Genomic DNA, 13378 nt, shown 5'->3' on the forward strand with positions numbered 1-13378 from the left:
GTTATAATAATTATCACGAGTAATTAATAGAAAGAAAGGATTCTACCGCTATGGGCTCATACTTTGATTTATTTCTCACCTTTGCCAAGATCGGCGTGCTCACCTTCGGAGGCGGTTACGCCATGCTTCCCATGCTGCAGAAGGAAGTAGCTGAACAAAAAAAATGGGCTACCGAGGAAGAGCTGATGGACTATTATGCCATCGGCCAATGTACTCCCGGCGCCATTGCCGTCAATGTTTCCACCTTCGTCGGCCGGAAGCTGAAAGGCTATCCGGGCGGCATCGCCGCGACTCTCGGCATTCTCACACCTTCTATTATCATCATTACCGTCATTGCCGCATTTATTACCAACTTTGCTGAGCTTTCAGTGGTAAAAAACGCGTTCGCCGGCATCCGGGTCTGTGTGTGCGTGCTCATTTTCAATGCTGTCTGCCGCCTGTTCCGAAAATCTGTGGTGGACTTGCCTACTCTGCTTATTTTCCTGACCGTCTGTCTGGCCAGTCTTTTCACCAGCCTTTCTCCTGTAATCTTCGTGCTGTTTGCCCTGATCTGCGGAATCCTCATTAAAAAACTGGGAGGTACGTCAAAATGAGTGTATTATTTGAGCTTTTCTGGCGTTTTTTCCAGACCGGGCTCTTCGCCGTCGGCGGCGGTCTGGCCACGCTTCCTTTTCTGAACGAGATTTCCGAAGCCACCGGCTGGTATACAAAACCCCAGCTGGCCGATATGATCGCCATTTCAGAATCCACTCCCGGTCCCATCGGCGTCAACATGTCCACTTATGTGGGATACCATGCAGCCGGCATACCCGGAGCTCTCTTAGCCACCTTTTCTCTGGCGCTGCCGTCCGTGCTCATCATCTTTCTCGTTTACGGCTTCCTGGAACGTTTCAAAGGAAACCAAACGGTGGACGCCGCTTTTTACGGGCTGCGCGCCGCGTCAGTGGGCCTCATAGCCGCCGCCGGCATCGGCGTCGTGAACCTTACGCTTCTTTCGCCGGCCGCCTGGAAAGCCTCCGGTGCGCTCACAGATCTCTTCAATTGGAAAGGCCTTCTGCTGGCCGCCGTCCTTCTTCTTGCCACAAGAAAACTGAAGTGGCATCCAATCGTATTCCTGGCCGCTTCGGCGGTGATCGGAATCGTATTCCACTTCGGAGGAGTATGATACAAAATACTTTTTGGAATCGTTCAGCACCGACAGAAGTTCCGGACCGTCACGACTTCGGTTCGCTGGCGATGCAGGGGCCGCTTTGTCTCCGCTTTGGCAGTACCGCTCGCATGTCGACAGGAAATCTTTATGATTTCCTGTCTCCTGTTCTCTCAGAAACGGAATCGGTATTTCCGTTTCTGCCTTCCTCCGCCTGGAGAACTCCGGCCGCTGCCCTGCGGCGCTCACCTTTAGGCCGGCCCGAAATCATTCTGCCGGTTTTCTGTCTGCCGCACCGTTTCAGACATGAGCCATAATCCTGATTCCAGAAAAGAATCGGATATCCTCAGGGCCCGCACGCCTTACGGCGGCGGGCCTCCGTGGCCGCCCCAATGGCTTTCAAAGCAAACTGGAGGTTAGGTGCGGAAAGAGGAGCAGGAGGAATGATCCGATTCCATCGTAAGGGGAGCGCTGCAAAGGCGTTGGCAGGATCTTCCCGGCCGAAGGGAGGCAAAAATCGCATATCATGCGGATTTTTGTTGGAATCTGACATGGAAAAATATCGATTTATCCATGTCAGTTGGAAAAGACCGACCGAAGGCCGCAAAGATGCTGGTTACGGCTGCCAGCGACCCGCCTGGATGGAAGCGGACTTTCTCCTGTCTCGTCTGGCTATAAAAATGAATTTGTTTGAAAGACATTCAAAGGTATAATATAAGTTAACGCAGGATTCTGTTTTTAATTTCTTATTTACGACAAAATACGCTATCTTTTATCTGTATTCATGGTATAATAACACTAATATATCAGGAGTTTTTATGATTCTTTGTTATACAATGCACAAAATCACATATTGGGAGGACATTCAATGATGCAGATAACAGATATCATCAAATATGAAGGTGACAATACCGTTTTTATCTGGAAACATCCCTGTGAAGATTTCAACTCTCTCACCCAGCTCATCGTCCATGAATCACAGGAAGCCGTTTTTATGATGAACGGACTGGCTCTGGATTTGTTCGGTCCGGGACGTTATACTCTGGAAACCCAGAATGTCCCCATACTCAGTAAGCTCCTGAACCGCGTCACCGGAGGGAAATCCCCTTTTCATTGCGAAGTCTATTTCATCAATAAGACGGAGCAGATGGCCATTAAATGGGGAACCGACAGCAGAGTGGAATTCATGGAGCCCACCTATCAATTCCCCATACAGATTGGAGCTTCCGGAGAAATGAGCCTTCGGGCCGAGGACTCCAGGAAGCTTTTAATAAAGCTGGTCGGAACAGAAAACGTCTTTGGGCAGGCAAAGCTGACACAGTATTTCCGTGCTTTCTTAATGACAAAGGTAAAATCTTATCTAGTCCAAATTATAAAAGAAAAACGCATCAATATCTTCGAAATCGACGAACACCTTCTGGAGCTTTCCGAAGTTTTGAAAGAAAAACTACACCCTGATTTTCTCGACTATGGTATTTCTCTGGAACGTTTCTTTGTGACTACTGTTGTTAAACCGGACGGAGAAGCTTCCTATGAAAAGTTCAAATCTCTGCACTTTCGTCAATACGCAGATATAGCAGAAGCAAAACTCAGACAGCAGGTAAGTGTCATTGAAGCTCAGACGGAGGCTCAGAAAACGGTAATCGAATCCCAGGCCATGGCGGCAAAACGGTCTCAGGAAGGTTATACATACCAACAGGAAAGAGGCTTCGACGTGGCCGAGCATGTGGCGGATAACGAGGCGGTGGGACAGTTCACCAATCTCGGCGTCGGTCTCGGGACCATGGCCGGAGTGGGCGGCGCCGTCGGCGGCGTCGTCGGAAACGCTATAAATGGCGCGGTGGGAGAAGGAATATTAAATAATTCTCCGGCTTCTTTGACATGTAAAGGCTGCGGTTCTCCTCTGCCCGAAGGGGCAAAATTCTGTCTGCAATGCGGAGAACCTGTCTGTGAATCAGATACAATCGTGTGCCCTCAGTGCGGCAAAACCATACCGAAAGGGAAATTCTGCATAGAATGTGGTTATAAATTCTCCACATCTTGTCCCAAATGCGGCCATGAACTGGCTGTTGAAGTAAAATTCTGCCCGGAATGCGGAGAAAAAATATAATCGGAGGAAGAACATATGAAAAAAGGAATGAAATATTATGGCCTTATCTGGCTGACAGCCGTAGCCGCTTTCCATGCTATCGTCTTTCTGCTTCCGGACAGCGTCACAGGAGCTGCCAGATCAGCAGGAGCTTTCTGGAGCGGATATGCCGGCATCATGGCTGCCTTTACCGGTCAGGCAGTATGCAGCTATCTGTTCTTTCGTGAAACGACGCCGAAAGGCAGGTTTCTGAACATCCCGCTTGTCACCTTAAGCTATTCAGGCCTCCTGGCTGTTCTGATCGCCGGTTCTCTTTGCATGACCGTACCTTTTATTCCTGATTGGCTGGGAGCCGTTGCAGCTATCCTGATCCTGGTCTTCTCCGCCGTCGCTGTCATCAAATCGAAAGCTGCCGCACACATAGTAAATACCGGCGATAAAAAAATCGAGTCCAGGACCTCTTTCATGAAATTATTTGTCTCCCAGTTGTCTTCACTCCTTGACGCCGCAAAATCAACACCAGTATATGAGCCTATTCAAAAACTGTATGAAGCTGCCCGCTACAGCGATCCTGTATCCGCTGTTTCTCTTTCTGACATCGAATCCCGGATGACTTCGGAATTAAATGCTCTCTCTGCATCGATTAACACAGAAGATTTTGAATCAGCCCGAAGAATTTCCGGAGAGCTGCTCCTCCTCATTAAAAAGAGAGCAGCCGATTGTAAACGTTTCAAATAAACGATATAAAATACTCAAATTGGGGGAATTGACCATGATCGTTTTCAAATGTAAAATGTGCGGCGGCACTCTGGAATTCCAGGAAGGGGCTACCGTGGCCACCTGTGAATACTGCGGTTCTCAGCAGTCGCTTCCCAAGCTGGACAGTGAACGCAGGGCCAATCTCTACGACAGGGCCAACCATTTTCGGCGGAATAATGAATTTGACAAAGCCATGTCCCTGTATGAGACGATTCTGAATGAAGATAAAACCGACGCGGAGGCCTATTGGTCCATCGTATTGTGCCGGTACGGCATCGAATATGTGGATGACCCGCAGACTCACCGCCGCCTTCCTACCGTCAACCGAACACAATATACTTCTATTTTCATGGATGAGGATTACAAAGCCGCCGTTGCCTGTGCGGACAGTGAACAGAAATCTGTCTACGAAAAAGAGGCGGCAATCATAGATGACATTCAGAAAAATATACTCGCCATCTCTCAGAATGAAGAGGCATTTGACGTCTTCATCTGTTACAAGGAGTCGGATACCGAAGGAAGACGGACTCCCGATTCTGTTCTGGCTAATGATCTATACTATCAGCTGGCTGAGGAGGGTTTCAAGGTCTTTTTTTCCCGCATCACCCTGGAAGATAAGCTGGGGAGCGCGTATGAACCCTATATCTTCGCCGCCCTGAATTCCGCTCGCGTCATGGTCGTTATAGGTACCAGGCCGGAATATTTTCAGGCCGCGTGGGTCAAAAACGAGTGGAGCCGTTATCTGGCCCTCATTAAAAACGGTGAAAAGAAAACTTTGATTCCTGCCTATAAGGATATGGATCCCTACGACCTGCCCGAAGAATTTTCTTATCTCCAGGCCCAGGATATGGCGAAGCTGGGGTTTCTGCAGGACCTAATCCGCGGCATCAAAAAGATTGTTGGAGATACGGTATCTGCACCATTTTCTTCTGCTTCGAACACGCCTGTCCAGAAAGATGATGATGAGCCTGACACGGCTCCCCTTATAAGGCGTGCATTTTTATTCCTTGAAGACCGCGACTGGAGCAGCGCCGATGAATACTGCGAACGGGTTCTGGATCTAGAGCCGGAAAACGCCATGGCCTATGTGGGAAAGCTGATGGCTGAGACACAGACAGCCGTTCAGGAAGAACTCAGCTCATGTCCGGCTCCTTTTACAGAGAATAACAATTATCAAAAAGCCCTGCGTTTTGGAGACGAACAGCTGAAGGAACGGCTGACAAATTACAATCAGACCATTCTGGACCGTCTGGAGTTCCAAAAGAATGATAAAGTCTATGTAGAAGCTCTTTCCATAATGGAGTCAGCAAAAACAAATTACGATTATAAACAGGCTGCAGAATTGTTTCGTAAAATTTCCGAATTCAAAGATTCCACTGTAAAGGCCGCTGCCTGCGATAAACTGGCGGAAGAGACTCGGCTGGAGAAGCTTTATGCTTCGGCCGTGGAGAACAAATCTTATGGTTCCGTTACTTCTTTGCGAACAGCTATCGATCACTTTAGTAAAATCCCGGACTACAAAGACAGTGCCAGTCTTAAGGAAGAGTGTAAAAGAACTCTCGAACAATTGGAGATGGAAGAAGAAAAAAAACAAGCTGCAAAAGAGCGGAAGCAAAAGAAAAAAAAGGTCATAAAAACTCTGGTTGTCTTAGCTTTTTTAATTACAGGAATAGCGATTGCTATTAATATTCCGAAAATAAAATATGAAAAGGCCGTCGCTTATCACGAACAAGGTGAGTATCTTCGGGCAGTTCCTTTATTCTTAAAACTGGAGAACTATAAGGACAGCCAGGATTATCTGACCGCTGAATATAATATAGCCATTGAATACTTAAACAATCGCAAATATGATTCTGCCTTGGAATTGTTTACGGCATTGGAATCTTTCAAAGACAGTTATGATTACATATGGCGATATGAGTTAAGGAAACATAAAGTAGGCACAATAGTGTCATTCGGAAACTATGGCAACGCTGAAGATAAAAAAGCTATATACTGGGAAATCCTGGAGGTCAAAAAAGGCCGCATGCTGTTGATTTCCAATGATGGTTTAGCCTATATGCCATATAATCATTCCGGTACAGAATCTTCTTCATGGGAGGAATCATCTCTGCGTGCCTGGTTAAACAAAGATTTTCTGAATGAAGCGTTCAGTCCAAAAGAACAGGAAAAAATCCTTTCGACTTTTGATGGCTCAGCAAATATCTCTTCGGAAATCGACGACTTTTTTCTGGACAAAGTCTTTTTATTAAGTGATGAAGAACGAAATTTATACGCTAATGATTATTTTAATAATATATCTGCAGCATACTATGTTCAAAAGCCAGAAAAAGTCTCTTCTAATGATGATTTCCTTGGTTGCTGGATGCGTGAGGGCAAAATAATTAAGCCTGAAGCGGATTATACTGATGCAGTATCCTATGACTCAATCCAGCTGGTCTGCCCTGCTATTTGGGTTTCTCTGGATTAATAAAAACGAATTGCAGCTATTTAAGAAAGCACAGCCGCCGGAATCTTCCATCCCGGCGGCTGCCTTATGATATCATGCTCTATTTTATCATGTCTTCTTTACAAATTCTGTGCTGCATTTGGGACATCTGATACTGATCTTCCCTTTCCCCCTCGGCACCCTCACGGTCTGCTTGCAGGAAGGGCATTTAAAATAGCAGTGGCTCTTGTCCTGGCTCCTGCTCTTCATCCTGGCGAAGCTCCTGCGGATACCGGCCGTCGCCTTCAGATACTTGGTGTTCTCCGCGCTTCTCTTATATATATTCTTGGACAGCATACGGAAATACATGAGGATCAGTCCGCCCAATGCGAGCCAGTAAAACACCGTAAGTCTGGTAAATAAGGATATCACCATAAAAACAATGGTGAACACCATCACACACTTATTCAGCTGGTCACTGCCGTACCTGCCGTACATCCATCTGGATACCTTGTCACGAAATCCGCCCATCTCTTTTCTCTCCAATCTGTAATCTCTGCGCCGTCTTATTCTATTCTCCGGACGCCTCTGTTATTCATCATATTCTCTTTCCCTATTCCAGTCAATGAAACCTCTGAAAACATTTCTGAATTTTTTATGAACTGAGGAACGCCAGAAGCGGGCGGGTTGAATTTTCAGTCTGCCCATAGTATAATCGCCATAGAAAGCTGCGATAAACATTTACATTGGAAAGGAATTACCGGTTATGGAACAATTATACGTCCTGGGCACAGGCAACGCCCAGGCTACCAGATGCTATAATACCTGCTTCGCCGTCCGGGATGATGAGGAATATTTCCTTGTGGATGCCGGAGGAGGAAACGGAATCCTCACGGTCCTCGAAGACATGGAGGTCCCTCTGAATCATATCCACCATATCTTTGTCACCCACGAACACAACGACCATATACTGGGCATGGTATGGATGATCCGCATGATCGCCACCTCCATCCTGAAGGGTAAGTACGAAGGAAACCTGTATATTTACTGCCATGACGGCCTTGTGGATACGATCAGGACCTTATGCTCTCTGACCATTCAGAAAAAATTCTGCAACTGCATCGGCAGCCGAATCCTTCTGGTACCGGTACAGGACGGCGACAAGAAACACATTCTGGATTACGACGTGACCTTTTTCGACATCCTTTCCACAAAGGCCAGACAGTTTGGATTCACCACGACTCTAAAGAACGGGAGGAGACTCACATGTGCAGGGGACGAGCCCTATAACCCGGGCTGCGAAGCCTATGTGGCCGGAAGCGACTGGCTCCTCCATGAAGCCTTCTGTCTGTACGGAGACCGGGAACGGTTCAAACCCTATGAAAAACATCACAGCACCGTCAAGGAAGCCTGTGAACTGGCAGAAAGCCTGCATATTCCCAATCTGGTTTTGTGGCATACCGAGGACAAGGACATTAAAAACCGGAAAAGAAACTACACGGCAGAGGGAAATGAATATTATTCCGGCAGGCTTTTTGTGCCGGATGACCGGGAGATCCTGGATCTATGAGGATCCTTCTTCTACTCCTGATCCTGGTCCTCGTATGTGTCGTCCTGTCCTTGCTGTATCTATACCTGATCATGCCCGCCCTCGGCCATAAGGGCGACATCGCTTCCCTGATGAGCTATTATTATGCCCACAGAGGCCTTCATGATATGAGTACCATGCCGGGCAGAAAGCCCGGCATCCAAAGAGAGAAGACGTTCAAGAACCGAAAAAAACGGAAAGGGGCGGCGGCTTCCTCTGACAGGCAGGTATCTTTATCCGAGGCCAGGCCGGAAAATTCCATGGCCGCGTTTCGTGCGGCAGCGGAAGCCGGATACGGCATTGAACTGGATGTGCAGCTTACAAAAGACAACGTCCCTGTCGTGTTCCACGACTATTCTCTGGAAAGAGTATGCCATGTCCCCGGTGAAATAAAAGATTTTACCTATGAAGAGCTTCAGGAATTTACGCTGAACGGCACTGCGGAAAGGATTCCCCGTTTTGAAGATGTCCTTAATATGGTAAACGGCAGAATCCCGCTGCTGATCGAATACAAGGTGGAGCGGTTCGATACCTCTGTCTGCACCATCTGCGACGAGCTGCTGGGCGCTTATCCCGGACTGTATTTTATCGAGTCCTTCAATCCGCTGGTACTCCGCTGGTACAAAAAGAACCGGCCCCAGATAGTCCGCGGTCAGCTCTCTGCAAAGTTCAAGAACGACAACCCGTTTATGCATTATTTTTTCCTGTCTCCCCTGCACCATCTTCTGTTTAACTTTTTGACCAAGCCGGATTTCATCGCTTACGACTGTACCTGCGCCGATGCGGTTTCCCGGCGTATCTGCAGGAATCTGTATAAAAATCTGGCTGTGGCTTGGACCATACGTTCCAAGGAGGATATGGAACAGTTCAAAGCACAGTTCGATCTGTTCATATTTGAAGGCTTCCGCCCCTAAGCGGCCGGAAGCTGTCGTATACGGCTTTTACGTAATCCGCATCCACCTCCCGCAGGCTTTTTGTGAGTCTCGTGGCACAGGACAGGTCCTGGTCTCCGGAATCCGGATTCACAAACCCGATGCTGGGCATTCCCGCATTCTTAGCCGCGCATACTCCATGACAGGAATCCTCCACCACCAGACATTCCTCCGGCCTTGTCCCCAGCGCCGCGGCCGCCTTTAAGAACACATCCGGCGCGGGCTTCGGATTCGGCACTCCTTCTCCGCTTATCAGCTGATCAAAATACTCCTGGATTCCCAATGCCTCTGTGGCAAGCAGAATGTTCTCCTGGGGAGAAGAGGACGCGACCGCCATGGAATACCCTGCGTCTTTGAGAGATCTGAGCATTTCTGTGACACCGTCCACAGGAGGATAGCCGTCCCTTTCATATAAAAATGTTTTATATCCCTTCATGATCTCATTAAGAGCCTCCGCCCCTATGGGCAGTTTGAATCTCTCTATCAGACCTTCTATGATCACAATGTTCGTCGTCCCGACGTATTTCTTGTATTCGTCATAAGTCAATGATTTCCCCCACTTTTCAAGGGCCATCAGATACGCCCGGTAATGAACAGGCTCGCTGTTCACCAGGACGCCGTCCATATCGAATATGATACTTTTAAGCATTCTCGTCTCCTCTTCTTTCCATCCGGCATTTACATTCAGCCGTTCCGTTTCATCCATAAGTCTCTGTCATTATAGAAAATATTTCCGTAAATATCAAGAAGCCGTTGCCCTCTTTTTCCACTTAAGCTATAATTATCGAAAAAGAAGTTTAAGGAGGCAGTACTGCCATGTCAGGTTCGACTTACGGAAAGATATTTACATTTACCACCTGGGGGGAATCCCACGGAAAGGCTTTGGGGACTGTTATAGACGGCTGCCCGGCCGGCATTCCGATCTGTGAGGAAGATATCCAGTCTTACCTGGACAGGCGAAAGCCCGGCCAGAGCCGTTATACCACCAAGCGCGCTGAAGACGATGCCGTACAAATCCTGTCCGGCGTCTTTGAAGGATATACTACCGGAACTCCCATATCCATGGCCGTGTTCAACAAAGACCAGCGTTCTCTGGATTATTCTGAGATTGCCTCCTATTACCGTCCCGGACACGCGGACTATACCTTCGATAAAAAATATGGGTTCCGGGATTACCGCGGCGGCGGGCGATCCTCAGGGAGGGAGACCATAGGCCGTGTGGCGGCGGGAGCCGTTGCCATAAAGATCCTGAAATCTCTTGGCATAGAAGTCCATGCCTATTCAAAGGAAATCGGAGGCATTTCCTGCGATGCTTCTCAGATGGATCTGTCCCTTTGCGCTCAGAATCCGTTTTATATGCCGGATGCGGCGGCGGCGGAAAAGGTACGAGCCTTTGCCGAACAGAAAATGGCGGAAAAAGATTCCATGGGCGGCATCATAGAATGTATTGTCACCCATATGCCGGCAGGCATCGGAGAACCGGTTTTTGAAAAGCTTGATGCAAATCTGTCCAAAGCCCTCTTTTCCATCGGCGCGGTAAAGGGAGTGGAGATCGGAGACGGCTTTGCCGCCGCCAGAGCCGCCGGTTCGGAAAACAATGATTCCTTCCTTCCCCCGGACGAAACTTCTGCCAATGGCGGTACAGGAAAGGACCGGTTGGAGAACCTCCGCAAATCCACCAACCACGCCGGCGGCATCCTGGGCGGCATGAGTGACGGTTCCGACATCATCATCCGGGCCGCGGTCAAGCCCACTCCTTCCATCGCCAGAGAACAGCAGACCGTCACGCGGGACGGAAACCCTGTATCCGTTTCCATTAAAGGACGGCATGATCCTATGATCGTACCTCGGGCCGTAGTAGTAGTGGAATCCATGGTCGCCGTCACACTGGTGGACATGCTTTTTGCCGGCATGTCAGCCAGAATGGACAAAATCTGCGAGTTTTTCGGACGTTCCGCGGAGGCGCCCCGTTTTCTGAACGGAGAACTGATATGAAAGACATTGAGATCTGCGGCGCAAGCCACGGTAATCTCAAACAAATCTCAGTGAGCATCCCCCGAAATAAGCTGGTCGTCCTCACCGGTCTGTCCGGATCCGGCAAAACGACGCTGGCGGTGGATGTCCTCTATCAGGAATGCCAGAGACAATATCTAGAGGCTATTTCTTATCAGGGCATTAACAAGCCGGATGTGGAGGCCGTGAAAAACGCCTCCCCGGCCATCGTGATAGGACAGGAGGAGAAGAATATCAATCCCCGCTCCTCCCTTGGTACATCCACCGACATTTATACGGATTTAAGAATGCTCTTTGAAAAGCTTGGAGTCCGCACCTGCCCCGGCTGCGGAAAACTTGTGGACGCTTCTGTCTGCAGAGAGGAAGTCAAAAAATCGGAGGACGATTTCATCGTATATATGTACTGCATTCACTGCGGCCATAAAATGGAAAAGCTCACCCGCTCTCACTTTTCTTTTAACACCAGAAAGGGCGCCTGCGCTGTCTGTTCCGGCCTGGGAAAGGTTTGGAAGCCGGATCTCCATAAGATTCTGAATCCTGAGCTCTCCCTGGAAAACGGCGCGGTCACACTCTGGAAATACCGATACAAGGACTATCGGCTGAAGCTTTTAAATAATGTATTCACTCAGCTGGGAATCCCTCTCGATCTTCAAAAACCACTTCGGCTGTTCCTGGAAAAAGAAATGGCCGTTCTCTTATACGGAACGGAAAGTCCCGAATTCAAGGCCGCCTTCGGGGATATTAAAACTGATAAATTCGAAGGAATTCTTCCCGGCCTGTGGCGGAAGCTGGAGGAAAAATCCGGACAGAGCAATTCCCCCGAAGAATTCTTCTCCTATGAAACATGTCCTGCCTGCCATGGGGAACGGCTGAAGGAAGACAGCAGGAATGTGATGGTGAACGGCACCCGGCTCCCGCAGCTGTCCGAAATGCCTCTGGACGAACTTTCCGTTTGGCTCCACGACCTGGAAAACAAACTGGACATCCATCAGAAAGGCGCCGCCGTCCAATACTTAACGGATTTAAAATCCAAGGCTGACCGTCTGATCCGCGTAGGCTTGGGTTATCTTCACCTGGACCGCCAGACTATGACTCTCTCCGGCGGTGAAAAACGCAGAGTAAAACTGTCCGCCGCCCTGGATTCCGATCTGACCGGTATCCTCTACATTCTGGATGAACCTACTGTAGGACTTCATCCTAAAGATACTGAAGGCGTTGTTCGAACCTTAAAAGAGCTTCGGGATAAGGAAAACACCATTCTTGTCATCGAACATGACGAGGACGTGATACGGGCCGCCGATCATATCATTGATATGGGTCCCGGTTCCGGCCGTCACGGCGGCAGAATCCTGGCTGCCGGCAGCTATCAGTCTCTTCTTCGTTCTCCAGCCTCCGTAACCGGAAATTATTTCCGTACCTCCCATGAGGTCCGAAGAACTCCCCGTTCCGGAAACGGCCGGCTGGAGATTCAGCATGCCGAATCTCACAATGTCTTGGGCATTGACGTCTGTTTTCCGACAGGCTGTCTCACCGTAGTGACCGGCGTATCCGGCGCCGGAAAAAGCAGTCTTGTATTCGGAGCCCTCGCGGAACATTTCACCGGCGGTGACACCGTTTCAAACCAAGTGATCGGAAGCGATTCCTTTGACCGGCTCATCACAGCCAGACAGTCCTCTCCCACCACGATGAAGCGCTCAAACATCGCTACCTATACCGGCGCATACGACGAGATCCGCAGCCTCTTTGGCAGACTACCCGAAGCCGTGGAAAAGGGCTTCGGGCCAAAAGACTTTTCCTTTAACACCGGAAGCGGACGCTGTGAAGCCTGCGGCGGGCTTGGATATGTGGTGAGCAATATGCTGTTCTTTCAGGATGTGGAGGTCATCTGCCCCGCCTGCGGCGGCCGCCGATTCATTCCCGAACTTTTAGCCGTCAAGTACCTCGGATATTCTGTCAATGATATCCTCCGCATGTCTGTAAAGGAAGCTGCAGAAGTGTTTTCCGGAGCCCCAAAGCTGGCCCGGATCCTCTCCACGCTGATGGATATCGGCCTTGGATATCTGGAGCTTGGACAACCTCTCACCACTTTGTCCGGCGGCGAAAAACAACGTTTAAAGCTGGCTGTGGAGCTGTTCCGAAACCGTGGAAAGAAAAACCTGTATTTGATCGACGAGCCTACCGTAGGCCTCCATCCCCTGGATGTGGAAAATCTGACGGCTCTGTTTGACAAAATGGTGGACCAGGGAAATACCGTCATCGTGATCGAGCACAATCTCCAGGTCATCCGGCAGGCTGACTGGATCATCGATATGGGGCCCGGAGGAGGCAATGCCGGAGGTAAAATAGTCGCCTGCGGAACGCCCTCCATGATCAAAAAAAATCCCATGTCCGTTACAGGCAGATACCTGTGACCGGACCGGGG

General features: G+C 49.2%; 11 protein-coding genes. 9 read left to right on the forward strand and 2 right to left on the reverse strand.

Annotated features, from left to right (window positions below; genetic code table 11):
- Window positions 1–50: 50 nt before the first annotated feature.
- From LQE92_RS09475 to LQE92_RS09495, 5 genes are all read left to right on the forward strand, one after another.
- Entirely contained in the window at window positions 51–593 is a 543-nt protein-coding gene (locus tag LQE92_RS09475) for a chromate transporter (RefSeq protein WP_231062739.1), read from the forward strand.
- On the forward strand, window positions 590–1165 hold the full coding sequence (locus LQE92_RS09480) for a chromate transporter (protein WP_231062740.1): 576 nt from the start codon (window positions 590–592) through the stop codon (window positions 1163–1165). Before LQE92_RS09475 ends, LQE92_RS09480 begins: the two co-directional genes overlap by 4 nt.
- Window positions 1166–2015: 850 nt before the next feature.
- Window positions 2016–3257 (forward strand): SPFH domain-containing protein, encoded by a 1242-nt coding sequence (locus tag LQE92_RS09485; protein ID WP_231062741.1) that lies wholly within the window; start codon window positions 2016–2018, stop codon window positions 3255–3257.
- Window positions 3258–3272: 15 nt separating this feature from the next.
- Window positions 3273–3974, forward strand: a complete 702-nt coding sequence (locus LQE92_RS09490; protein WP_231062742.1) for a hypothetical protein — start codon at window positions 3273–3275, stop codon at window positions 3972–3974.
- A 34-nt stretch (window positions 3975–4008) separates the two neighbouring features.
- Window positions 4009–6465: a DUF6273 domain-containing protein gene (locus LQE92_RS09495; protein ID WP_231062743.1), complete on the forward strand. Its 2457-nt coding sequence runs from the start codon at window positions 4009–4011 to the stop codon at window positions 6463–6465.
- 87 nt (window positions 6466–6552) lie between these two features.
- Here LQE92_RS09495 and LQE92_RS09500 read toward each other — a convergent pair whose 3' ends face one another.
- A complete protein-coding gene (locus LQE92_RS09500) occupies window positions 6553–6954 on the reverse strand; it encodes a hypothetical protein (protein ID WP_231062744.1) in 402 nt (133 codons plus the stop codon).
- Between the two features lie 235 nt (window positions 6955–7189).
- Here LQE92_RS09500 and LQE92_RS09505 point away from each other — a divergent pair, with 235 nt between their 5' ends.
- Both LQE92_RS09505 and LQE92_RS09510 read left to right on the forward strand, forming a co-directional pair.
- Window positions 7190–7993 carry an MBL fold metallo-hydrolase gene (locus LQE92_RS09505; protein ID WP_231062745.1) on the forward strand — a complete coding sequence of 268 codons (804 nt, stop codon included), beginning with the start codon at window positions 7190–7192 and terminating at the stop codon, window positions 7991–7993.
- On the forward strand, window positions 7990–8925 hold the full coding sequence (locus LQE92_RS09510; protein ID WP_231062746.1) for a glycerophosphodiester phosphodiesterase family protein: 936 nt from the start codon (window positions 7990–7992) through the stop codon (window positions 8923–8925). Before LQE92_RS09505 ends, LQE92_RS09510 begins: the two co-directional genes overlap by 4 nt.
- Here LQE92_RS09510 and LQE92_RS09515 read toward each other — a convergent pair.
- On the reverse strand, window positions 8900–9649 hold the full coding sequence (locus LQE92_RS09515) for an HAD family hydrolase (RefSeq protein ID WP_231062747.1): 750 nt from the start codon (window positions 9647–9649) through the stop codon (window positions 8900–8902). The genes LQE92_RS09510 and LQE92_RS09515 overlap by 26 nt on opposite strands.
- 110 nt (window positions 9650–9759) lie before the next feature.
- Here LQE92_RS09515 and aroC point away from each other — a divergent pair, with 110 nt between their 5' ends.
- Window positions 9760–10938 carry a chorismate synthase gene (gene aroC / locus LQE92_RS09520; protein ID WP_231062748.1) on the forward strand — a complete coding sequence of 393 codons (1179 nt, stop codon included), beginning with the start codon at window positions 9760–9762 and terminating at the stop codon, window positions 10936–10938.
- Window positions 10935–13367, forward strand: coding sequence for an excinuclease ABC subunit UvrA (gene uvrA / locus LQE92_RS09525; RefSeq protein ID WP_231062749.1), 2433 nt, complete (start codon window positions 10935–10937; stop codon window positions 13365–13367). Before aroC ends, uvrA begins: the two co-directional genes overlap by 4 nt.
- Window positions 13368–13378 lie beyond the last annotated feature (11 nt).

This window comes from Lientehia hominis (genome assembly GCF_021044755.1).
Taxonomy (GTDB): Bacteria; Bacillota; Clostridia; order Lachnospirales; family Lachnospiraceae; genus Lientehia; species Lientehia hominis.